General features: G+C 69.7%; 18 protein-coding genes. 12 read left to right on the forward strand and 6 right to left on the reverse strand.

What is annotated here, in order from left to right; all coding sequences use genetic code 11:
* The 3 genes from QMG86_RS11125 to QMG86_RS11135 form a co-directional block, all read right to left on the reverse strand.
* The gene (locus QMG86_RS11125; protein WP_281879339.1) at positions 1–1,428 is read right to left on the reverse strand and encodes a TIGR02678 family protein; all 1,428 of its coding nucleotides are present in this window, start codon (positions 1,426–1,428) and stop codon (positions 1–3) included.
* Complete coding sequence (locus QMG86_RS11130; RefSeq protein ID WP_434086201.1) at positions 1,428–3,092, reverse strand: TIGR02677 family protein; 1,665 nt, start codon at positions 3,090–3,092, stop codon at positions 1,428–1,430. Before QMG86_RS11130 ends, QMG86_RS11125 begins: the two co-directional genes overlap by 1 nt.
* 155 nt (positions 3,093–3,247) lie before the next feature.
* Positions 3,248–4,387 carry an XRE family transcriptional regulator gene (locus tag QMG86_RS11135; RefSeq protein ID WP_281879341.1) on the reverse strand — a complete coding sequence of 380 codons (1,140 nt, stop codon included), beginning with the start codon at positions 4,385–4,387 and terminating at the stop codon, positions 3,248–3,250.
* 331 nt (positions 4,388–4,718) lie between these two features.
* Here QMG86_RS11135 and QMG86_RS11140 point away from each other — a divergent pair, with 331 nt between their 5' ends.
* A complete protein-coding gene (locus QMG86_RS11140) occupies positions 4,719–5,024 on the forward strand; it encodes a hypothetical protein (protein ID WP_159844034.1) in 306 nt (101 codons plus the stop codon).
* On the opposite strand, the gene QMG86_RS11145 is transcribed toward QMG86_RS11140, so the two are convergent.
* Positions 4,926–7,517: an AMP-binding protein gene (locus QMG86_RS11145; RefSeq protein WP_281879342.1), complete on the reverse strand. Its 2,592-nt coding sequence runs from the start codon at positions 7,515–7,517 to the stop codon at positions 4,926–4,928. The two genes, QMG86_RS11140 and QMG86_RS11145, sit on opposite strands and share 99 nt — an antisense overlap.
* Before the next feature lie 114 nt (positions 7,518–7,631).
* Positions 7,632–8,516: a PAC2 family protein gene (locus QMG86_RS11150; RefSeq protein ID WP_039798445.1), complete on the reverse strand. Its 885-nt coding sequence runs from the start codon at positions 8,514–8,516 to the stop codon at positions 7,632–7,634.
* A gap of 167 nt (positions 8,517–8,683) precedes the next feature.
* Here QMG86_RS11150 and metH point away from each other — a divergent pair, with 167 nt between their 5' ends.
* The 11 genes from metH (at position 8,684) to QMG86_RS11205 (ending at position 22,192) form a co-directional block, all read left to right on the forward strand.
* Complete coding sequence (gene metH, locus QMG86_RS11155) at positions 8,684–12,280, forward strand: methionine synthase (RefSeq protein WP_281879343.1); 3,597 nt, start codon at positions 8,684–8,686, stop codon at positions 12,278–12,280.
* A 389-nt stretch (positions 12,281–12,669) separates the two neighbouring features.
* Positions 12,670–14,499 (forward strand): serine/threonine-protein kinase, encoded by a 1,830-nt coding sequence (locus QMG86_RS11160; protein WP_281879344.1) that lies wholly within the window; start codon positions 12,670–12,672, stop codon positions 14,497–14,499.
* A gap of 276 nt (positions 14,500–14,775) precedes the next feature.
* Entirely contained in the window at positions 14,776–15,414 is a 639-nt protein-coding gene (locus QMG86_RS11165) for an HAD family hydrolase (RefSeq protein WP_281880909.1), read from the forward strand.
* A 159-nt stretch (positions 15,415–15,573) separates the two neighbouring features.
* A complete protein-coding gene (locus tag QMG86_RS11170; protein WP_281879346.1) occupies positions 15,574–16,437 on the forward strand; it encodes a HalD/BesD family halogenase in 864 nt (287 codons plus the stop codon).
* Between the two features lie 44 nt (positions 16,438–16,481).
* Positions 16,482–17,318 (forward strand): class I SAM-dependent methyltransferase, encoded by an 837-nt coding sequence (locus tag QMG86_RS11175; RefSeq protein WP_281879347.1) that lies wholly within the window; start codon positions 16,482–16,484, stop codon positions 17,316–17,318.
* The gene (locus tag QMG86_RS11180; RefSeq protein WP_281879348.1) at positions 17,315–19,129 is read left to right on the forward strand and encodes a choline/carnitine O-acyltransferase; all 1,815 of its coding nucleotides are present in this window, start codon (positions 17,315–17,317) and stop codon (positions 19,127–19,129) included. The genes QMG86_RS11175 and QMG86_RS11180 overlap by 4 nt, the downstream gene beginning before the upstream one ends.
* A 102-nt stretch (positions 19,130–19,231) precedes the next feature.
* Positions 19,232–19,513, forward strand: a complete 282-nt coding sequence (locus tag QMG86_RS11185) for a phosphoribosyl-ATP diphosphatase (protein WP_174315390.1) — start codon at positions 19,232–19,234, stop codon at positions 19,511–19,513.
* A gap of 45 nt (positions 19,514–19,558) precedes the next feature.
* On the forward strand, positions 19,559–20,410 hold the full coding sequence (hisG, locus tag QMG86_RS11190; protein WP_281879349.1) for an ATP phosphoribosyltransferase: 852 nt from the start codon (positions 19,559–19,561) through the stop codon (positions 20,408–20,410).
* A 113-nt stretch (positions 20,411–20,523) separates the two neighbouring features.
* Positions 20,524–20,658: a hypothetical protein gene (locus QMG86_RS11195; RefSeq protein WP_281879350.1), complete on the forward strand. Its 135-nt coding sequence runs from the start codon at positions 20,524–20,526 to the stop codon at positions 20,656–20,658.
* Positions 20,658–21,851: a YeiH family protein gene (locus tag QMG86_RS11200; RefSeq protein ID WP_281879351.1), complete on the forward strand. Its 1,194-nt coding sequence runs from the start codon at positions 20,658–20,660 to the stop codon at positions 21,849–21,851. Before QMG86_RS11195 ends, QMG86_RS11200 begins: the two co-directional genes overlap by 1 nt.
* Before the next feature lie 110 nt (positions 21,852–21,961).
* A complete protein-coding gene (locus QMG86_RS11205) occupies positions 21,962–22,192 on the forward strand; it encodes a hypothetical protein (protein WP_281879352.1) in 231 nt (76 codons plus the stop codon).
* A 3-nt stretch (positions 22,193–22,195) separates the two neighbouring features.
* On the opposite strand, the gene QMG86_RS11210 is transcribed toward QMG86_RS11205, so the two are convergent.
* Positions 22,196–23,107, reverse strand: coding sequence for a RecB family exonuclease (locus QMG86_RS11210; protein ID WP_281879353.1), 912 nt, complete (start codon positions 23,105–23,107; stop codon positions 22,196–22,198).
* Between the last annotated feature and the right edge of the window lie 24 nt (positions 23,108–23,131).

Consider the following 23,131-nt stretch of genomic DNA (forward strand, 5'->3'; position numbering starts at 1 on the left):
TCAGTTCCCTTCCGTACCGGTGCCGTCGGGCCCGTAGGTGTCGGCCGCCGTGACGAACAGTTCCGCGGCCCGCTTGGTGCGGACCGTGACGACCGCGCCACGGTAGCGGGCCAGGGCGGGCAGCACGAGCAGCCCGTCGTCCACCACCCGGACCAGTCGCAGCCGCTCCAGCAAGGCCACCACCTCGGTGGTGAGGCGCGCGACGTCGGCCTGCCATTGCGCGGCGAACGTCGTACCGTAGCGGTCGGCGAGCGCCTGGACCGTCTCGCGCAACCAGGTCCGGTCGATCAGTGGATAGCCGGGCGAAACCGGTGGGTCCTCCGGTTGCCGCGGGCCGTCCGGCGGATCGAGGTCGTCGGCAAGCGAATCCGATACGCCGGATTCGGCGAGCGGGGTGAACATGGTGGATTCGGGGATGGCTTCGTCGAGTTGGTCGGCCAGTGCCTCGCCGAGGTCCGTCGCGCTGTGGCGCCGCGGCAGCGGGTGGTCGATATCCAGCACCCGGTCGGCGATCTCGCCGGCCAGCAGCAAGGCGACCTGCGCGAGCGTGCCGGTCCCCGGGAAGCGGACGTCCGACAGCCGCCCCGAGCTGTCGATCAGCGCGACGCCCTCCGCCCGGCGTTCGGCGCGCAATCCGGTGAACAGCTCCACCTCCGCGACCACCCGCTCCTGGGCGAGGACAGGGCGCTCCTCGGGCGCGAGGTCCTCGGCGTACACGACCGGTTGTTCGACCAGCGCCCTGCGCACCCGGCGCGCGATCTCTGCGGTGCCGGTCGCGTGCGCCGAAAGGCCGGGAACCGTGGCGTCTTCGGTGAGCAGCAGCCCCCGCACGCTGTGCAGATGCTGCAGTGCCCGCGGCGGCCGGAACAGCGCGAAGACCACCTGTCGGTCGATGTCGTAGAGCGCCTCACCGGCTTCCGGATCGCTGGCCCAGCCGCCCGCGTCGCCGTCGGCCAAGGTGAGCGCGCCGCGCACGGTCAGCCAGCCCACCGCGTCGACGAACGCGTCGCGGTCGGCGGCCCGGTCGGTGGCGAGCTCGAGCCCGTCCACCCGGCTCGCGTAGGCGGCCACCTGTTCGGCCAGCTCGGACAGGGTGATCTGGTCTCCCGCGCGTCCCAACGCGGCGAGCGCGAGGGCGAGATAGGCATAGCGGCGGCGGTCGAAAACGCGCTCGGCGGGGGTGCGCGCGGGCCTGCCCGCGTCGAGGCGGTCCAGCACCGGGAAGACCCGTGCGGTGGTCTCCGTGACTTCGAGCCGGTAGCCGAACAATTCGGCGAGGTCCTCGCGCAACTCGGTGGCCCAGCGCCGGATCAGCGGCAGTGCGATCCGGTCCGGGTAGGTGCGGGTCACCAGGTGGTTGGCCAGGACGACCCGCGCGGCGCGCTGATAGTTGTCGAGCGCGAGCGCATCGATGGTGCGTCCGTGCATCAGCGGCGCTCCCCGCGCGGGTGCGACCGCGTTCCGGTCGTCTGCTCGATCTTCAGCGTCCGGTTGTTCAACCGCAGCAGCCCGCGGGTGGTGCGCACCACCGTCGGACCGTCGTGCTCGGACACCGTGAGGGTGACGCCGCTGTCGGAACCGGTGGTGCCCGCCACCCGGCCGCGCACCGGGACCCACGCGGTGGACGCGGCGTCCAGTAGCCGCAGCAGCACTTCGGTTTCCCGGTCGTCCAGGACCCGTTCGTGCACGTCCCCGGCGGCCAGCGACCTGGCGGCCGCGGCACGGGCCCGCTGCGCGTCCAACTGGGCCTCGCGCAGGCGCCGGATGCCCGCGTCGTTGCGGTGGATGCGGGCGGGCGCACCGGCCGAGGGCGGGCGCCCGGTCTCGGCCAGCGTGCGTGAGATCTCCAACGGCGGTGCGTCCCACCAGGATCGGATCGCCGGGATCACATCGGCGTCCGGGTGCTCCATCGCGAGGTGCCGTGGTTTGCCCAGCCCGAACACGGCGTCGAACAGGGCGTGGGCACTGTCCACGGTCGGCGCCGCGGTGAACCAGCCGGCCAGATGCCGCAGTGCCGATTCCCGGCTGACCCCGCCGCGGCGCGTCTCGGTGACCCGCCGCAGCAGCGAGAGCACCGCGGCGATGGCGCTCATGGTGGCCTCGCGCAGTCGCTCGGCCTCCGTCGGCCCGTCCGCCTCGCCGGCGGACGCCACGAACCAGGTCCGCAGTCCGTCCCATCTGGCCTGCCAATCGGCGCGGCGTTCATCGATGCTCAGGAGCACCCGTTCGTCGCAGCGCGCCGCCCGGACGATCAGGTCGTCGGCTCCGGTTTCCTCGATCTCCGCGATCGCCGCCGCCAGGCGCGGGGTGAATCGGGCCAGGTCCAGGCTGAATTCCCGCATGTGCGCGAGCAGCGCGTCCTTGTGCGCGAGAAACGATTCCGGGGTGATCTCGGTGGTGCGCACCAGGTCGCCGAGCCCCAGATAGAAGTGCGCGGCGCGGGCGGCCAGGTCGGACAGGGCGGTGTCGAGACGACGCAGCGTGCGGTAGGCGCGTTCGGCGTCGCCCGCCCGATTGGCCTCGGCCAGGGTGTGCAGATCGGCCAGCAACTCGGGCAGCACGAGGCGCGACAGCGAGGCGTCGTCGAGGCGCGCGCTGAGCACACCGGCGACCGCCCGGTATGCCTGGAAGCCCGCCTGGGAGAACTGGTACACGTAGTGCCGGTTGCGGTATTCGGCCAGCGTCGCGGCGCGGGCTCCGTCGTAACTGCGTTCCAGCACGCCCCAGTGGTGCAGCTGGTCCAGCAGCGGACCGATCTCGGCCGCGGTCAGGCGCGCGGCCGCGGCCCGGCCGGTCGTCTCCGGGGGCTGCTCCGGCACATCGGTTTCCCGCTCCCGTCGCTCGCCCTCGCGCGAACCTGGCGGACGCGTGCGGAATTCCGTGGTGCCCGCCGCATCCCCTGCCATTGCGACCGGTCGGTTCGAAGTAGTCGGGTCCGGCGCGCGCAGGACGCTTCCGTGGCGTTCGATCCACTCCGCGACGTCGTCGGCGTGCAGCAGCACCACGTACGCCGCTCGCGCACTGTCGAACGCGCGCAGCACCCGGAGGTAGTCCGCGCGCCGCTCGGCGGTGGCGAAAGAGAACAGCCGCAGCCGATCGTCCCAGGGGGTGTCGGCACAGCCGTCATCGGAGTCGGTCACCGGGAACAGGGTAGTAGCGGGCCGATCGCCACCCGCAGGACGTTCCGCTGTTCGGGGTGGCCGGGTCCGGTTCGTCACCATTCGCCGCGGCTGCGGAGCGGTGCGGCTCACTCGACGGACAACGAACGCATCTGGTCCAGATACGCGCGGGTGCGCGGGTCGCCGGGGAATCGCTCGATGATCTCTCGCGCGACTTCGCCCGCGATCCACATCAGCGACGGCAGCGACCGCCTGCTGCCCGCGAACGCGCGCTTACCCTCGGCCACCGCCAGTTCCAGATCACGGTCGCGCACCGCGACCACGGCCAGCGTCAGGTGCGCCTCGGAGACGCGCATCGGGTTGCGTACCGTGCCGTCGGGGCGGGTGGCGTTGCGGATCACCTCGCGCGCGTAGGTTTCGGCGAGCCGATCCTCGCCCGCCACCCGGCAGCAGTCCATCGCGTAGAAGTCGAACTTGTTCGCGTCGATGACGAAATGGTTGTCCAGATTCGCCGGATGCTCGAGTCGCTCCAAGATAGCTCGACCCTCGTTGAGGGCGGCCTCGACCTCCCGTGGATTACCCAACCTGGCCCAGGCTTTGGCGCGCTGGGCGGCGAGTTGAACGCCGACGCGCAGGTGCTGGCTTACTTCCAGCGTCGGCTGCACGGTCTCGATGACGCCGCGGTAGTTGCCCTGGGTCAGCGCGAACCACGCGGTCATTTCCGCTGCCCACGCGGCGATCTCGAGGTGCTCCGCCTCCCGCGCCAGCGATTGGGCGGCGCGGCGGGTCGCCTCGGCGGCGGTTCGTCGGCCGAGATCGTAATCCACGCAACCAACCAGCAACGCGACCCATCCAGCGAGAACGAGGATTTCACGGTGCTGCGCGAGGGTCAGGCGACCATCCAGCAACGAGGTGATCCTGCGCAGCCAGGCCGTGCCCTCGGTGTGCAGGTCGTGCGGGTCTGCGTAGGAGTATTCGCAGCACAGGCGCTCGGCGGTGATGCGGATGGCCTCCAGCGTCACCGAGGACACGTCGGACATGCGCAGTCGCCCGAGGAACTCGAGCGTGTCCATGCCCGTCGCCGAGAGCAATTCGTCGTCCCGGTTGGGTCTCGCCTTCGGGAAGAACGCCGCGGCCACCGTGTCGAAGGTGGCGGCGATGATGGGCGCGTAGAAGTCGTCGGGGCGTGATTCGCCCGATTCCCAACGGCGCCAGTTGCGTAGGAGCGTACTGTCGGTCGGCAGGTTGTGCGAAGACTTTCCACGCATCACGCGAACAGCGTCGGCTTGCGACCACCCCCTCGCGTCACGCTCGGAACGCATTCGGACAGCCCAGACGGGTCGATCGTCGGTAGCGGCCACGACTGTAGTATCGCACCAGTTAACGTTTGGTGGCCCTAAGAGGGCAGACAGATGTCCGTGTGTTGCCAGCTACATTCGGCCGACCGCGTTGTGCATCCTTGAGTTGGCGCCAGAAGTTTGCCAGCCCCTCCTGTAAGAGCAGTTGCAAGTACATCTGCTCTTGCACGAAGCGCAAATACCCCGTAAAACGGGTGGATCCACATAAGAGAACAGCGATCCCAATCCAACGGAGGTTCGGGTGGAAGCGTTGATCTATGGATACTTGCGTGACGATCTGGCCGATGGCCATAGCAAAGAGCTCGAGGCCGCGATGAGCAGCCTCGCCCGCGAGGAAGGGCTGTGCTTCGCCGCAACGTTCCATGAATCGACCGGCGGTGACGGGACGGCTTTCGCCGAGCTCACGGCGGAACTCAAGCGCGCCGACGCGCATCATGTGGTGGTTCCCTCACTCGATCACTTTGCCGGTCAGACGATTCCCCGCGACATCCTGATCGCCAAACTGGCGCAGGACGCGGCGGCGCGGGTGTGGACCGTGGAGAGCTGACCGCCGCGACCGAAATGCCCGGTACCGCACCGATCCCCAGCGTCGCAGCCAGGTCGCCGCACCGGTCGCGATCACACCCGCTGCCAGGGAAGCGAGCAGCCCCGCGAGCCGGTGCTGTTCGAACAGCGGGTACACCTGCCAGTGCAGCAGATAGACGAACAGCGAGCCGTCGGCCAGCACCGCCGCGCAGACGGCGACGACGGCGGGAACCCGGACCGCGGACAACCACACCAGTGCGAGCAAACCCGCCATGATCAGTCGTTCCCGCTCGGGAACGCCGAAATATCCAGGCACCGCGATCAGTACGACGGCACTCACCGTCATCCGCTGCCACACCGACGTCGCCTTCGCCGCCGCCCAGCCGAGCGCGAAGAGCCAGACCGCCAGCGGAGAGAACGGGATGTCCTTCGCCGAATACAGACCGAACGCCTGGTATCGGAAGACGAGGCTCAGCGCGACCAGCGCCATCGCGAACCAGAACGGCTCGGCGCGTTGCCACCGGTCCACCGCGGGGATCCGGATCAGCAGCGCGGCGACCAGCATGAAGTACACGAGCACCTCGAGAAACCACAGGTGACCGGCGGTGGCACTGTCGTGCGGGCCGAGGATCTTGTTCAGCAACAGGACATTCTGCCAACCGTAGTAGTCGCTGAACGGCAGCGTCAGCGCGACCCATAGCGCCGTCGGCACCGCGATGTATCCCACGGCGCGCAGTGTGTGCCGCAATCGCTCGGCGGGTGGCGCCGCGGTCGCGGCGAAGCGCGCGAAGTTGAACCCGGCCACCCCGAGCAGTACGTGTGCCGCGCCCCACCGGACGAACACTCCGGCGTGCGCGCTCACGATGAGCACGATGCCGACGGCGCGCAGCAGTGTCGCGGTGTCGAGCGTCCGTCCGAAGCGCCTGTGGCTCTCGGGTGTCCGCTCCAAGTCCGCGACGGGTGTGTTCGGCCAGTCGGCGGGGAGGCCGCCGAGTGCCCGCTCCAGTCGCGCCGCGGTGGTCACGTAGGTGAGCGAGTTGCCGCCGAGATCGACGAAGGTGCTGTCCGGGTGGATCCGTGCGGGGTCGATGCCGAGGGTGGCGGCGTAGAGGGCACGGATGTCACGTCCTCGAGGCGTCGGCCCGGCCAGTCGGCGGATAGCGGGGTAGTCGGGTTTGCCATTGGGTAGCCGTGGCATCCGCTCGACCGGGTGGACCTCGACCGCGGCGGCGGGCAGGCCGGACAGGCGCACGGCGAGCTCGGTCGGATCCGACCGCGGGTTCTCGACCGCGATGACCAAGTGCGCGTCGTCGTCGGCGCAGCAAGCCGTGAATCCGGCTTCCGCCAGCGCGGATTCGAGCCGTTCCAGATCGATGCGCAACCCGAAGATCTTGGCGAACCGGCTGCGCCTGCCGACCACCCGATACAAACCCTCCGGTGTGCGCCGGGCCAGGTCGCCGGTGCGCAGGGCCGTCAGCGTGCGGCCGAGGGACAGATCCCCGGCCGACTTCGCGTAGCCCATCATCACATTGGGCCCGTGATAGACCAGTTCGCGCGGTTCGTCCCCTTCGTCACCGGCATCCTCGACCGGCTCGAGGGTGAATTCGCCGCCCGGAATGGGGATCCCGATGCAGTCGGGATGCGCGCTCGCCAGATGCGCGGGCAGGTACGCCATCCGGGCGGTGGCCTCGGTCTGGCCGTACATCACCACGAAGTCCCAGCCGCGTTCCCGGCCGAGTTCGGCGAATTCGCGCACGCGCTCCGGCGCGAGCCTGCCGCCCGCTTGCGTGACGTAGCGCAGGTGGGGCAGGGACTTGCGGGCGAAACCGATCCGGTCCAGGAGATCGATGGTGTAGGGAACCGCGGCGAAAGACGTTGCCCGGCAGTCCCGGAACGCCTGCCAGAATTCCGCGTCGAGTACCGACCGGTCGGTGAGCAGAAGGCTCGCCCCGCGCACCAGGTGGCTGTGCACCACCGACAGCCCGTAGCAGTAGAACATCGGCAAGGTGGTGGCCGCGCAGTCGTCCGGGCCGATGGCCAGGTAATCGGCGATGGCGGCGGCGTTCGAGCGCAGGTTCTCCGCGGAGAGCCGGACCAGCTTCGGCGACCCGGTGGACCCCGACGTACTCAGCAGCAGCGCGAGATCCGGATGCAGACGATGCGCCGAGCGTTCCCGGACCACGCGGGCGCGGCCGTCCTCGATGACTATGTCCGGGTCGTAGGTGTCCCGCAACTCCGCAGTGATCCGCTCGGCGAGCAACACGACGCACCCGGCGCTGAGCGCTCCGAGATACGCGACGAGCGAGGCCAGGTCGTTGCGCGCGGCGAGCGCGACGAGGCGGCGGGCCGGGCCCAGCTCGGTCGCGTAGGCCTCGACGAGCGTCGCAAGCCGAGCGTTGGTCACCTGCCGGCCGGGTTCGCACCCGGCATCGCCGTCCGCGCCCGGGTCGGGGCAATGGACGGCGATCCGCTCGTCGAAGGTGCGCAGACGCTCGACGATCGGATGGACGGTCACCGGCGAAAGTGTAGGAGGCGGCCGTTGCCCGGCCCGGAGGTGGCCCCCTGGCGAACTTCCGGTGAACCCCGCGGCGGACGAACGTCCGCACCGAACGCGCCGCCGCGCAACCGATCAGAGACCGAAGCTACCCGGACCCCGCCTGCGCAGGTACTTCTCGAATTCGGCTGCGATGGCGTCGCCATCGATCTTGGCCATCGCCTCGTTGACGTCGACCGCCGCGTCCCCGCGCTCCTCCAGCGAGCGCACGTACTCGCTGATCTCCTCGTCGCCCACGGTCATCTCGTTGACCGCGGTCTCCCAGTCCTCGGCCTGCTTGGGCAGCTCACCCAGCGGCACCTCGATGTCGAGCACGTCCTCGACCCGGTGCAGCAGCGCGATGGTCGCCTTCGGATTCGGCGGCTGGGAGACGTAGTGCGGGACCGCGGCCCAGAACGACACCGCCGGGACGCCCGCCTTGACGCACTGGTCCTGCAGTACGCCGGTGATGCCGGTCGGTCCCTCGTAGCGGGTCTGCTCCAGGTTGAACCGCTCGGCCGCCTCCTTGCTGTAGGCCGAGCCGGTCACCGGCACCGGCCTGGTGTGCGGGGTGTCCGCGAGCAGGGCGCCGAGGATCACCACCGTCTGCACCCCGAGCTGCTCGATGAACTCCAGCAGGTCGCCGCAGAAGCTGCGCCAGCGCATGTTCGGTTCGATGCCGCGCAGCAGCACCACGTCGCGGTCGCTACCGGGCGGCGAGCAGACCGACAACATCGTCGACGGCCACTGGATTTCCCTGGTCACCCCGTCCACCTGACGCACGGTCGGCCGGTTGACCTGATAGTCGTAGTAGTCCTCGGAGTCGAGTTCGGCCAACGGCTCGGCGTCCCAGATCAGTTCCAGATGCTCGACGGCGCCGCTGGCCGCGTCACCGGCGTCGTTCCACCCCTCGAAGGCGGCGACCAGTACCGGATCCCGCAACGTCGGCAGTTCCGGATCGGGAGTTTCACTGGCGTTCACTCGGTCAGCCTACGGTGTGCGGCGGTATGGCGTGTCCTCTGACGGCCGGACCGGGTGGCGTGTTTTCGCGCGCGGCGGCCGCGTCGTCGGGCCGGGTGTGTGGCCCAGGACACCGAGCCTCGACGTGGTGGCCTGGAACGTCCACCCCGCCCACTACGCTGGAACGCATGTCTGCGTCCGTCCCCGCCGAGTTCGACACCACGCTACTCGACACGCTGCGCCGCCGTGTCGTCATCGGCGACGGTGCGATGGCCACCATGCTGCAAGCCACCGACCTGACCCTGGACGATTTCCGCGGGCTGGAGGGCTGTAACGAGATCCTCAACGAGACCCGCCCCGATGTCCTGCGCGGCATCCACCGGGCCTATTTCGAGGCGGGCGCCGACGCGGTCGAGACCAACACCTTCGGCTGCAATCTGTCCAACCTCGCCGACTACGACCTCGGCGACCGGATCCGTGATCTCTCCGAGCGGGGCACCCGCCTGGCACGCGAGGTCGCCGACGAGATGGGTCCCTCGTCGGACGGTACGCCACGCTACGTGCTCGGTTCGATGGGGCCCGGCACCAAATTGCCCACGCTGGGGCACGCCCCGTTCGCCGCGCTGCGCGACGCCTACACCGAGGCCGCTCTCGGCATGCTCGACGGCGGCGCCGACGCGATCCTCATCGAGACCTGCCAGGATCTGCTGCAGGTGAAAGCGGCCGTGACCGGCAGCAGGCGCGCGATGGCGAAACTGGGGCGTCGAATCCCCGTCATCACGCACGTCACGGTGGAGACCACCGGCACGATGCTGGTCGGCAGCGAGATCGGCGCGGCGCTCACCGCGCTGGAGCCGCTTGGCATCGACATGATCGGGCTGAACTGCGCGACCGGCCCGGCCGAGATGAGCGAGCACCTGCGCCACCTGTCCAGGCACGCGCAGGTGCCGGTCTCGGTGATGCCGAACGCCGGGCTGCCGGTGCTGGGCGCGGACGGGGCGGTGTACCCGCTGTCGCCCGAGGAGTTGGCGGTAGCGCTGCGCGGGTTCGTCACCGAGTTCGGGCTGGCCTTGGTAGGCGGTTGCTGCGGGACCACGCCCGAGCACATCCGCCAGGTCACCGCCGCGGTGCGTGAAGTGGAGCGCACCCTCCCGCCGATCGCCGAGCGTCGCGCGCCGGTACACGAGCCGAGTGTGTCCAGCATGTACACCGCGGTGCCGTTCGAGCAGGACGCCTCGGTCCTGATGATCGGCGAGCGGACGAACGCGAACGGTTCCAAAGCGTTCCGCGAGGCCATGCTCGCCGGGGACTGGCAGAAGTGCCTGGACATCGCCAAGGACCAGACTCGCGACGGGGCGCACATGCTCGATCTGTGTGTCGACTACGTCGGCCGGGACGGCGCGCGCGATATGGCCGAGCTGGCCGGTCGACTGGCCACCGCCTCGACGCTGCCGATCATGCTCGATTCCACCGAGGCCCCGGTACTGCAGGCCGGGTTGGAACACCTCGGCGGTCGCTGTGCGGTCAATTCGGTGAACTACGAGGACGGCGACGGTCCCGATTCGCGTTTCCAGCAGACCATGCGGCTGGTCGCCGAGCACGGCGCCGCGGTGGTCGCGCTGACCATCGACGAGGAGGGCCAGGCCCGCACCGCGGCGAAGAAGGTCGAGATCGCCGAGCGGCTGATCGCCGACATCACCGGCAACTGGGGGCTGTCGGAAAGCGACATCATCATCGACACGCTCACCTTCACCCTCGGCACCGGCCAGGAGGAGTCGCGCCGCGACGGGCTGGAGACCATCGAGGCCATCCGTGAACTCAAGCGCCGCCATCCCCGCGTGCAGACGACGCTGGGCCTGTCCAATATCTCCTTCGGCCTCAATCCGGCGGCCCGACAGGTGCTCAACTCGGTCTTCATGCACGAGTGCGTCGAGGCCGGGCTGGATTCCGCGATCGTGCACGCCTCCAAGATCCTCCCGATCAGCCGGATTCCCGACGAGCAGCGCGAGGCCGCGCTGGATCTGGTGTACGACCGCCGAGCAGAGGGGTACGACCCGCTGCAGAAGCTGATGGCCCTGTTCGAAGGCGTGTCCACGTCCTCGTCGAAGGCGTCGCGTGCGGAGGAACTGGCCGCGCTGCCGCTGTTCGAGCGGTTGGAGCGGCGCATTGTCGACGGTGAACGGGCGGGGATGGAGGCCGATCTGGACGCGGCCATGACCGAGGTGCCGCCGCTGCGGATCATCAACGAGACCCTGTTGTCGGGGATGAAGACGGTCGGCGAGCTGTTCGGCTCCGGCCAGATGCAGCTGCCGTTCGTGTTGCAGTCGGCCGAGGTGATGAAGGCCGCCGTCGCGTACCTCGAGCCGCATATGGAGGCCACCGACGACAGCGGCAAGGGGCGCATCGTGCTGGCCACCGTCAAGGGCGACGTGCACGACATCGGCAAGAACCTGGTCGACATCATCCTGTCCAACAACGGTTACGAGGTGGTCAACCTCGGAATCAAGCAGCCGATCTCGGCCATCCTCGACGCGGCGGTGGACAAGAAGGCCGACGTCATCGGCATGTCCGGTCTGCTGGTGAAGTCGACCGTGGTGATGAAGGAGAACCTCGAGGAACTCAACGCCAAGGGCGTGGCCGAGCAGTTCCCCGTGCTGCTCGGCGGCGCGGCGCTCACCCGCTCGTACGTGGAGAACGATCTCACCGCGGTGTACGCGGGCGACGTGCACTACGCGCGCGACGCGTTCGAGGGCCTGCGGCTGATGGGCGACATCATGACCCGCAAGCGCGGCGGCGAACTCGACCCGGACAGCCCGGAGGCCGTCGCCGAGCGGGAAAGGGCCGCCGAGCGCCGAGCGCGTCACGAGCGCTCCAAGCGGATCGCCGCGGAGCGCCGCGCGGCCGAGGTCCCCGTCGTGGTGCCCGAACGCTCCGACGTCGCGGCCGAGCTGCCGGTGCCGGTGCCGCCGTTCTGGGGCACGCGCGTGGTGAAAGGTCTGGCCCTGCACGAATACTCGGGTCTGCTCGATGAGCGGGCCCTGTTCCTGGGGCAGTGGGGCCTGCGTGGGCAGCGCGGTGGTGACGGCCCCAGCTACGAGGAACTGGTGGAGACCGAGGGCAGGCCGCGCCTGCGCGCCTGGCTGGACCGGCTGAGCACGGAAGGCGTCCTGCAACACGCCGCGGTCGTGTACGGCTACTTTCCCGCAGTGTCCGAAGGCGACGATGTCATCGTGCTCACCGAGCCGGAACCCGATGCGCCGGAACGGTACCGGTTCACCTTCCCGCGTCAGCAGCGCGACCGGTTCCTGTGCATCGCCGACTTCATCCGCTCGCGGGCGTACGCCCGAACGACCGGCCAGGTCGACGTTTTGCCGTTCCAGCTGGTCACCATGGGGCAGCCGATCGCCGATTTCGCCAACGAGCTGTTCGCGGGCGACAGTTACCGCGACTACCTCGAGGTGCACGGCATCGGCGTCCAGCTCACCGAGGCGCTGGCCGAGTACTGGCACCGCCGCATCCGCGAGGAACTCGTCCTCGACGGCCACGCGGTCGCCGACTCCGACCCGGCGGACGTGGTGGACTACTTCAAGCTCGGCTATCGCGGCGCACGCTACTCCTTCGGTTACGGCGCCTGCCCGGAGCTGGAGGACCGCGCCAAGCTGGTCGATCTGCTCGAGGCCGACCGCATCGGCGTCGCGCTGTCCGAAGAGTTGCAGCTGCATCCGGAACAGTCGACGGATGCCTTCGTCCTGGTGCATCCGGAGGCGAAGTACTTCAACGCGTAGCCGTGCGCGGATGTGGCGCGGCGTCGGGGCCGGTCGGCGATCGCTGTGTGGCCTGCGAGCCATAGCGAAATGCTGTCGTGCCAAGGGCCTTTGCTACCTGCCCTGATGTCGTGTCGCGCGGGCACCGGAGCGTTCGTCGGCGCGTCACAGGGGCGGGCGCGCGCGGTTTACCTGGGCGATCGTCCATCCCCGTGCCGGGAGGTGGATGTCTGTCGGGTAGATGTGCCATTGTCGAAGGCGTTGTAACTGCATCCGGGGCAGTCGGCGGATGCGTTCGCGTCCCTGCTCAGTGGTGCGAAGCACCTCGGCGCGTACGCCTTCGGAGTCTTTCCGGGCTTGCGCGTGGAGTGCGAAACGGCTAGGCGCGCAAGTAGGAGAGGCACACCACCATGACGGCGGATCGACTGATCGCGGGACGGTATCGGCTCACGGATCCGATCGGCACCGGCGCCATGGGTGTGGTCTGGCGGGCGACCGACGAGCGGTTGCAGCGCACCGTCGCGGTCAAACAGGTGCTCCTGGGTCCCGGACTGACCGGGTCAGCGGCGCTGGAGGCGAAACGGCGTGCCATGCGGGAGGGGCGGATCGCCGCGCGCCTGCACCATCCGAACGCCATCACCGTGTTCGACGTGGCGGAGGAGGACGGCCAGCCCTGGCTGGTCATGGAGTACCTGGACGCGCCGAGCCTGGCGGCCAAACTGTCGGGCGATCGCACGTTGCCGCCGCTCGAGGTCGCCCGGATCGGCGCGCAGGCGGCGAGCGCCCTGGCGGCCGCACACGACGCGGGGATCATGCACCGGGACGTGAAGCCGGCGAACCTGCTGGTCGCCGACGACGGCACGGTCAAGATCACCGACTTCGGCATCTCCCGCGCGGTCGGCGACGTGACGGTCACGGCCACCGGATTCCTCGCCGGGACGCCGGCCTATCTGTCGCCGGAGGTGGCTCGTGGCGAGGATCCGGAACCGGCTTCCGACGTCTTCGCCCTCGGTTCGACGCTGTACGCGGCGGTGCAGGGCACCCCGCCGTTCGGCGAGGGCGACAACCCGCTCGCCCTGCTGCACGCGGTCGCGCGGGCCGAGATCCCGCCGCCCGAGTCCGCGGGCTCGCTGGGGCCGGTGCTGATGTACCTGCTCGCTCCCGCCGTCGCCGACCGCCCGACCATGCGGGAGGCGAAAACGCTCCTCGAAGCCGTTGCGGCGGGCCTGGATCCACAGTTGCCCGCGGCGGTGACCAAGGTGATTCCCGCGCCCGCCACGGCTGCCGCCGCGACCACCGTGCTGCCGAACCACCCCGCCGCAGTGTCGCCGGAGCAGTCCGGCGATACCGGAGTCACCACGGTCGTACCCGCCGCGGAGCCGGGTCCACTCGCGCCGCGACCGGTTACGCCACCCTCGGCGCCGAGGCGGGCCGGGATGGCTGCGACGTTGCCGGGCGTTCTGCGTGGCCCGCAGCGAGGCCGGTTGATCGCCGTGGAAGTCGCCGCGGTGGTCGGGGTGCTGATCCTGATCGGTGTCATCGCGATGCTGGCCGGAGCGGACGGCGAGGGCGGAGCCGCGCCGACCTCGTCGGCGGTGCCTCCGGCCGCTGTGGCGCCCGAGAACGCACCGGCCGACCCGGCCGGAACCGAGTCGCGGCAGGCCCCGGCGCAAGCTCCAGGCCGAGCCCCGGCGCAAACCTCCGCCGCCGCATCGCCCGCACCCACGTCCGGGCCCGTGCCGGGGCCCGCGCCCACGTCGGCGGGTGCCCCGACGCCCCCGCCCGTCCCGGGAACCACTCCTCCGGCGCAAACGACGAACCCCGCACCGAGCACCACCCCGCCGCCGCCAAGCACCACACCGCAGCCCACCACGTCGAGCCCGGTCCCGACCACCACCGGGCCGGCCACCACCGCGACGACCACTCCGTCCGGGCCACCCACGTCCGATCGGATCGCCTCGTTCATCCAGGGCTACTACGGAATGCTGCCCACCAACGTGTCCGGCGCATGGACGCAGTTGGCGCCCGGTTACCAGGCGCAGACCGGCTACGACTCCTACGTGAAGTTCTGGGGCACCATCCGTGCGGTGAGCGTGGGCTCGGTCACGCAGAACGGCGGGAATCGGGCGGTGGTCGCGCTCACCTATACCTTGAAGAACGGAACGACGACGTCCGAGAACCGCTGGATCGAGGTCGTCGGCGACAGCGCCAAGCTGCAGATAGCGGCGTCGGGCACTTAGGCGCTGTTCGCTTCTGCCGTGATCCCCTGCGATGCGGTTCGGATGCAGCCTCGGCCGCACGACACTGTGGTCGACCGCCCGGCCCCGCGCCGGGGTGCGCTGTTCGATCCGGCTGCCTCGGCTGGGCGGGGGCCACGGACCTGCTTCGTCCGGCGATACGGTTCGTGCGACCGTCTCGGCCGGTGATCGCGGTCGCCGCGCAGTGCCCAGGACATGGACGAGATCTAGGAGAAGGACCGAAACGTGACAGCGCGACTGGCTGGAGTGCTCTGGGACATGGACGGCACGCTGCTCGACTCGGAGAAACTCTGGGACGTGGCGGTGCGGGAGCTGGCGCGCGAACACGGTCACGAGATGACCGACGCGGTCCGGCACGCGCTGATCGGGGCATCGGGCCCGAACGCCCTGCGCATCATGTTCACCGGCCTGGGCATCGAGCCGACGCCCGGCTCGCTGCGGGCGGCGGGGGAGTTCCTGGAACGGCGGGTGACCGAATTGATGACCGGCCCCATCCCGTGGCGGCCGGGCGCGAAGGACGCGCTGGCCATGGTCCGCGCCGCGGGTCTGTCCAGCGCGCTCGTCACCAATACCAAGCGGTCGCTCACGGAGTTCGGTCTCGACACGCTGGGGCGCGACTTCTTCGACGTCTCGGTCTGCGGCGACGAGGTGGCGCACGGCAAGCCGGAGCCGGATGTCTATCTGCGCGCCGCCGAGTTGTTCGGGCTCGCTCCGGAACAGTGTGTCGCGGTGGAGGACTCGCCCACCGGCGCCCGCGCGGCGCAGGCGGCGGGTTGCGCGCTGGTGGTCGTCCCGTGCGAGATTCCCGTGCCGGACGCGCCGGGACGGTTGTTCCGCGATTCACTCCTCGGGCTGACCGTCGCGGATCTGGAACAGGCTCTGCGCCTACGCGATTGAGCGGTTCGGGCGAGTGCGGCACGTGCGGCCGCCGCGCTCTGCGGGACGAGAGTTACTGTGCCGCAACGGGAGTGCGCGCAGATGGTAGGTGTGACCGTGATCACCGGCAATCTCGCCGAATCCCGGGCGTGTCGGCGAGCGCTCCACCAAAATGACGCCATGGCAGCGTTGGGCGTCCTCGACGAGATCATAGATACCGCACGGTATCCCCTGGCGGATCCGGGAAGCTCCGCGCTGCGCGAAGCGGTGCGGCGCGCCCGCGCGGAACTGGCCGACACCGGCTGCACGGTGCTGCGTGGTTTCATCCGACCCGAGCTGACCGACACCCTGCGGGCGCAGGGGGAGCGGATGGCCCCGCACGCGCATTACGAGGTCGAGCAGGTCAACGCCTACAACATCCCCCTGGACGCCGACCTGCCGGAAGACCATCCGGGCCGGATCGTGCTGGAGCGCGGCAACGCCTTCGTGCCCCGCGACCGCATCCCCGCCGACGCGCTGATCCACCGCCTCTACACCGACGAGTTGTTCCAGCGGTTCGTCGCCGACTGCTTCGGTTTGGCCGAATTGCACGAGTTCGCCGATCCCCTCGCCGGACTGTGCCTCAACGTCGTCGCGCCGGGTATGTCGCATCCCTGGCATTTCGACACCAACGAATTCACCGTCTCGATGCTGACCCAGCCCGCCGAGGACGGTGGCGTCTTCGAGTACTGCCCCAACATCCGCACACCCGAGGCGGAACACCTCGACGACGTCCGCGCCGTGCTCACCGGTACCGGCGAGCGTTTCGTCCAGCGGCTCGAACTGCGTCCGGGCGACCTGCAGCTGTTCCAGGGTCGCTTCTCGTTGCACCGCGTCTCACCCGTCAGCGGTGCACGCCAGCGCCATTCGGCCATTTTCGCCTACACCGATCGTCCCGGAATGGTCGGCACGGTGGAGCGCACCCGGCAATTGTTCGGCCGCGTGCTCCCCGACCATCTAGCCGCCGCGGCCGACGCCGTCCGGGGCGATCGACTGCTCGACTGAGCCGAACGGCTCGACTGACCGAGCTCGACCCGAGAGGACCGACAGTGCCAGTGCCGTTACACACGACCGGGAAAGCGTCTTTCGACGACATCTACGACCGCCCCGATCCGCGCGCGTACTACACGCGCATGTCCGAACTGGACTACCGCATTCCGGAACTGGCGAAACCGTTCTTCCAGCAGCAGATTCGGGAATTCCGCGCCTCCGCGCGGGTCACCGCGCCGACAGTGCTCGACATCGGCTGCTCCTACGGCGTGAACGCCGCGCTGTTGCGTTTCGACACCACGATCGGCGAGCTGGCCGAGCATTACACCGTCGCCGACATCGATCGGGCCGGCCTGATCCGGCGCGACCGAGCCCGGGTCGCGGCGGAGACCGCGGCCGACGACGTCCGCTTCCTCGGTATGGACGCCTCCCGCCCCGCCCTCGACTACGCGCGGGAAGCCGGGCTCCTGCACGATGTGGTGCACGCCGATCTGGAGTCCGGCGAACCGACCGATGAGCAGCGCGCCCTGCTGGCGACCGCCGATCTCGTCGTCTCCACCGGCTGCGTCGGCTACGTCACCGAGAAGACCTTGACGCGCGTGGCCACGGCGCACCCGCGCAGGCGGCCGTGGATGGCACACTTCGTACTGCGCATGTTCGACTTCGCGCCGATCGAGGCGGAACTCGCCGCGCTCGGCTACCGGACCGAGCAGGCGCCGGGGTTGTACGAGCAACGCAGGTTCGCCTCCGCGGCCGAACAGGCGCAGGTACTGAACACCCTGTCCGCCAAGGGAATCGACACGACCGGCCGGGAAGACCAGGGATGGCTGTATGCGACCCTGTATGTGTCCAGGCCGCTGCCGAAACATCACGCCGACACCGAGGACTCGCATTGACCGAACGCACCTTCGCCGCCGACGACCACCTTCCCCGGGTGCCCCTGCCGACGCTGGAGGACAGCTGTGGCCGATTCCTGCAGTGGTGCGAGCCGCTGCTGACCGCCGACGAACTCACCGCCACCCGGGCGGCGGTCGAGGACCTGTTGCGGCCCGGCGGGCCGGGGCGCACGCTGCACGCGGCGCTCGCGGAGTACGACGCGACGCCCGGCGTCGGCAGCTGGCTGGACCTGTTCTGGCCGTCGCGCTACCTGGGCAGGCGGGATCGGATCGCGCTGAACGCGAACTTCTTCTTCCTGTTCCGGGACGACACGCCGCTGGCCGCCTCCACCGCCGCCACCCAGGTGGACCGCGCCGCGGGCATCATCTCCGCGGCCGTCGACTACAAGCTGGCGCTGGACCAGGAGGCCATCCCGCCGGTGACCCAGCGGGGACAGCAGCTGTCCATGTGGCAGAACAAGTACCTGTTCTCCGAGACCAGGATCCCCGGCGTGGAGCAGGACACGGTGCGGGTCCCCTACAGCGCGGAGTGGCCGGGCCCCTCCCAGGCCCGGCACATCGTGGTGTTCTTCCACGGCAGCCCGTTCCGGATGGACGTCATCGGCCCGGACGGAGCGCCGTATTCGCCGGAGGATCTCGCCGACGGTTTGCGCGCGGTGCTCAAGGCGGGCGCACGCCCGGCCCGCACCGACACCGCGGTGGGGCACCTCACCACCAAGGCCCGTGCGGAATGGGCGGAGAGCAGGCAGCGCCTGCTGGCCGAGCCGGCGAACGCCGCGGCGCTGGACGCCATCGAGACCGCGCTGTTCGCCGTCTGTCTCGAGGACTTCGCTCCGCGCGACGAGCAGCACGCCTGCGACGAGCTGCTGCACGGCGACAGCGCCAACCGGTGGTTCGACAAGTCCGTCTCGTTCATCGTGTTCGGTGACGGGCAGGCGGGCATCAACGTCGAACACTGCGGACTCGACGGCACCACCATCCTCTCGTTCGTGGACACCCTGCTGGAGACGACGGTGCCGGCCCACGCCGCCCGCTCCGGCGCGCAGGCGCAGGGGCTGCCCTCGGTCGAGCCGATCGAGTTCGTGCTGGACGAGGCGCAGCGCGGCGATATCGCCGCGGCAGCCGCCGACTTCGCCCGCTACGCCGCCGCGAACGCCACCCAGACGGTCTCGTTCCCGGACTTCGGCACCGCCAGGGCCAAGCAGCTGGGCATCTCGCCGGACGCCTTCGCGCAGCTGAGCTACCAGCTTGCCCACCGGCGCAGCAAGGGGCTCACCGGCGCCACCTACGAGTCCATCGCGACCAGGCAGTACCGCAACGGCCGCACCGAGGCCATGCGGGTGGTCACCCCGGAGATGATCGCCTTCGTGGACACGATGCAGGACCCGGCCGCCGACGTCGAGGCGAAGCTCGCCGCGGCGCGGACGGCCGCGGCGGCGCACGTGGAACGGGCCAAGCAGTGCCAGGCCGGGGACGCGCCCGAGCAGCACCTGTGGGAGCTGCAGTGGATCCAGCGCAGGCGCGGCGCGGAACTGGGCGTCACCGACCCGATCCCGCTCTACGACAGCCCGGGCTGGACGATCATGCGCGACGACTACCTGAGCACCAGCTCGGCGCCGTCGGTCAACATCCGCTACTTCGGTTTCGGCTCCACCAGCTCCCGCTGTATCGGCATCGCCTACGTGCTGCTTCCGGACCGCTGGAATCTCTACCTGGCCACCCCGAAGCCGGTCGCCGATCAGATGTACGCGTTCGCCGATCACCTCCGCACGGCGGTCGCCGATCTGCAGGCGTTGCTCGCCGGGAACTAGGCGCCCTCCGCCCGGTTCTCCCGCGCTCGGCCGGGTGTGGGAGAACCGGGCGGACGCTGTACCAGGCCATCGTGGGCCGGAGCAACGGGCTCGCATCCGGGTCTGAAACAATGGCTCATCGTGAAGAACTTCGAATCCCTGTTCGCCGAGCTGCAGGATCGTGCGGTCAACCGCCCCGAGGGGTCCGGAACCGTTGCCGCGCTGGACGCAGGCGTGCATACCCAGGGTAAGAAGGTGCTCGAGGAGGCCGGTGAGGTGTGGCTGGCCGCCGAACACGAGAGCGACGAGTCGCTCGCCGAGGAGATCTCCCAGCTGCTGTACTGGGTGCAAGTGCTGATGGTGGGCCGCGGGCTGAAGCTCGAGGACGTGTACCGACATCTGTGACGGCCGTCCGACACCCCCGTATCTCCTCCCGAAAGGACTCCTCCCATGCTGCGCGTCGCAGTCCCCAACAAAGGCGCCCTGTCCGAATCCGCCGTCTCGATCCTCACCGAGGCGGGCTATCGCAAGCGCACCGATTCCCGTGACCTGACCGTTCTCGACCCGGCCAACCAGGTCGAGTTCTTCTTCCTGCGACCCAAGGACATCGCGATCTACGTCGGCTCCGGGGAACTCGATCTCGGCATCACCGGGCGTGATCTGGCGTGGGATTCCGGCGCCCCGGTGCAGGAACGCCTCGCCCTCGGGTTCGGCCGCTCCACCTTCCGCTACGCCGCCCCGGCCGGGCGGGAGTGGAAGGTCGAGGACCTCTACGACAAGCGGATCGCCACCTCCTACCCGAACCTGGTGCTGAACGACCTGCGCCGCCGGGGGATCGAGGCCGAGGTGATCCGTCTCGACGGCGCGGTGGAGATCTCCATCCAGCTCGGCGTCGCCGACGCCATCGCCGACGTCGTCGGCTCTGGGCGCACACTGCGTCAGCACAATCTGGTGGCCTTCGGTGCATCGCTGTGTGATTCCGAGGGGGTGCTGGTCGAGCGCAAGGACGCCGACCAGGGCGACCGGGCGCGTAACCAGCTCGTCGCCCGGGTCCAGGGCGTGGTCTTCGCCCAGCAGTACGTCATGCTGGACTACGACTGCCCGAAGGACCTGCTCGACGAGGCGTTCGTCATCACCCCCGGCCTGGAGTCGCCCACCGTCGCGCCGCTGGCCGACACCGGCTGGGTGGCCGTGCGGGCACTGGTGCCGCGCAAGCAGAGCAACGAGCTGATGGACAAGCTGGCCGACCTGGGCGCGAAAGCCATCCTCGCCACCGACATTCGCTCCTGCCGCGCATTCTGAACGCCGGATTCGTCCGATCCGCCTGATCCGCTCACGCTGAGCGCAATCGGTGTGTGCTGTGACCGGGTGTTGCTACCGTGCGGCCTCTCGATGAGGAAACGCAAGGAGCCCCCGTGTCACAGTCATCACCCGAGGAGCAGTCGGGCAGCACATTCGCATGGAACGAGGATTGGCTGGCGGCGATCGCCGGGCTGATCCTGATCGCGCTGGTCCTGCTCGGCGTGATTCCGGATTGGCTGGTGCCGTGATGGCCGGGACCGGCGCCGAAGCGGCGAACGAACCGGACGCCCGGACCGAGAGCAGGCCCGCGGCGGGGCGTGCCGATGTTCCGTCCTCGGAAACCGAGGCGGTGCAAGCGGTATCCCGTCCGACGGCCGGTGCCATCGCGGCCGGAATCGCCGTCGTGCTCGTGCTCGGCGCCCTCACCCGGTACTTCGAGACGCACGTCCCGCGGTGGTCGGTGGACACTCCGTTCCAGCGGGTCGCCAAGTCGATCGAGTTCCCGGTGTACGCCATCGCGCTCGGCTTGATCGGCAACGTGGTGCTGACCAAACTTGCGCTGCGCGATCGGCTTTCGGCGGGCTTCCGCACCGAGTTCTTCATCAAGACCGGTGTGGTGCTGCTCGGAGCGTCGATCAATCTGAAGATCCTGGTCACCGCGGCGGGCCCGTCGATTCTGCAAGCGCTGCTGCTGATCACGGCCGTGTTCGGCTTCACCTGGTGGCTGGGCGGGCGCCTGGGGCTGGACGACAAACTGCGCGCGCTGCTGTCCTCGGCGGTGTCGATCTGCGGCGTCAGCGCGGCGATCGCCGCGGCGGGCGCGGTGCAGGCCCGGCGCGAGCAGATCGCCTACGCGGCCTCGCTGGTGATCGTCTTCGCGCTGCCCTCGATCTTCCTGCTGCCCTGGCTGGCGGGGGTGCTCGGGTTGCCGGACGCGGTCGCGGGCGCCTGGATCGGCGGCAACATCGACACCACGGCGGCGGTCGCGGCCTCCGGCGCGATCGCGGGGGAGAAGGCGCTGCAGATCGCCACCATCGTCAAGACCACGCAGAACGCCCTGATCGGCGTCGTCGCGATCGCGCTGACCGCGTACTTCACGCTGCGCGTCGAGCGGACGCCGGGAGCGGCGCGGCCGTCGGCTCGGCAGTTCTGGGAGCGATTCCCGAAGTTCGTGCTCGGCTTCGTCGCCGCCTCGATCATCGGCACGCTGTACCTGCAGACGGCGGACAAGAAGTCCGGCGCCGCGCACATCGCGATCGTCAACGATCTGCGCACCTGGTTCCTGATCTTCGCGTTCGTCTCCATCGGCTTGGAGTTCTCGCTGCGCGGCCTACGGGAAGCGGGCTGGCGACCGGTCGTGGTGTTCGGGTCCGCGGCGTTGGTGAATCTCGCTGTCGGCCTGGGACTTTCGGTGCTGTTGTTCCACAACTTCACCGTCTGAGTTGCGCTGATGGGCGCGGCCGAATACCGGCTGCGGCGGCGAGCAGTTGCATCGACCGGATGCGCGGTTCGGCTCGAAGACTCCGAAGCCGATCGGGAAGACTGTCAGGCGTGCCGGAGAGCATCGACGACGAGAAGACCGAGACGAGACCGGGCAGCCGAGCGACCGCCCCGGCGGCGGCGCGCGGAGTCCCCGAGCGGGGCCCCACGTGGACGCGATTGCGGAACCTGCTGATCATCGCGGGCGACGCGGTGCTGGTGGCCGTTCTGATCGGAACGATCGTCCTGCTGGGCGAGCGCGGCACGTCCTTGGACTTCCTGGTGGCCGCCCGAGGCCACTAGCCGTCAGTCCGATACGGCTTCGGCCAGGGTTTCGTCCGGGGCTTCGGCCGCGTCGCCGCTGGGCCAGCCGGGGTAGGGCGGCGGCGTGCCGCCGAACGCCGGGCACAACGGCTTGTAGTCGCAGTAGGAGCACATCCGGCTGGTGTTCGGCGGGAAGTCCCCGGTGCGGCCTGCCTCGCGGATCGCCGCCCACAGGGCCGAGAGCGTGCGCTCGAAGCGCAGCAATTCCTGCTCGTCGGGGGCGTAGGTGAGGATCTGCTCGTCGGCCAAGTAGAGCAACCGCAACTGGGCGGGCACGAGCCCTCGGGTGCGCAGGACCACCAGGGCGTAGAACTTCAGCTGGAACAGCGCTGTGGTCTCTTGCGTGAGCCCCGGCACGCGGCCGGTCTTGTAGTCCACGACGCGCAGGGCGCCGCTCGGTGCGACGTCGATCCGGTCGACGAACCCGCGCAGCAGCGCGCCGTCGTCCAGTTCGACCTCCACCCGCGCTTCGCGTGATTCCGGGTCGAACCGGGTGGGATCCTCCAGCCGGTAGTAGCGGCGCACCAGCGCGCGCACCTCGCCGAGGAACGCGTCGAGCCGCTCGCCGGCGATCAGCTCCGCGACCTCCGGCTGCTCGGCGCGCACCCGCGCCCACGCCGACGGCACCAGGGCGTCGGCGCGCTCGGGCACCCGTTCGGCGGCGGGCAGCCCGTAGAGGTCCTCGAGCACCGCGTGCACCACCGTGCCGCGCACCGCGTGCACGGACGGCTGTTCCGGTATCCGATCGATCGCACGGAACCGGTATTTCAGCGGGCACTGCTTGAAATCCATTGCCCGGGAAGGCGACAGCGCGGGCCGGGCGCGGCTCGCGGCGGCAGCGAACTGCGGGGTCCGCGCGTCGTCGGCAGGGGGCGTGGACACGGGCGAGCACATACCTGGCAGGCTATCCCGCGGCAC

This window comes from Nocardia sputorum, from assembly GCF_027924405.1.
Lineage (GTDB): Bacteria > Actinomycetota > Actinomycetes > Mycobacteriales > Mycobacteriaceae > Nocardia > Nocardia sputorum.

Bases quoted from the DNA above. Each gene is read 5' to 3' on its own strand.
- QMG86_RS11165 (WP_281880909.1), top strand. From the start codon at position 14,776: ATGGACGGCACGCTGCTCGACTCGGAGAAACTCTGGGACGTGGCGGTG.
- hisG (WP_281879349.1), top strand. From the start codon at position 19,559: ATGCTGCGCGTCGCAGTCCCCAACAAAGGCGCCCTGTCCGAATCCGCC.
- metH (WP_281879343.1), top strand. From the start codon at position 8,684: ATGTCTGCGTCCGTCCCCGCCGAGTTCGACACCACGCTACTCGACACG.
- QMG86_RS11210 (WP_281879353.1), bottom strand. From the start codon at position 23,107: ATGTGCTCGCCCGTGTCCACGCCCCCTGCCGACGACGCGCGGACCCCG.
- QMG86_RS11125 (WP_281879339.1), bottom strand. From the start codon at position 1,428: ATGCACGGACGCACCATCGATGCGCTCGCGCTCGACAACTATCAGCGC.
- QMG86_RS11200 (WP_281879351.1), top strand. From the start codon at position 20,658: ATGGCCGGGACCGGCGCCGAAGCGGCGAACGAACCGGACGCCCGGACC.
- QMG86_RS11135 (WP_281879341.1), bottom strand. From the start codon at position 4,387: ATGCGTGGAAAGTCTTCGCACAACCTGCCGACCGACAGTACGCTCCTA.
- QMG86_RS11160 (WP_281879344.1), top strand. From the start codon at position 12,670: ATGACGGCGGATCGACTGATCGCGGGACGGTATCGGCTCACGGATCCG.
- QMG86_RS11170 (WP_281879346.1), top strand. From the start codon at position 15,574: ATGGCAGCGTTGGGCGTCCTCGACGAGATCATAGATACCGCACGGTAT.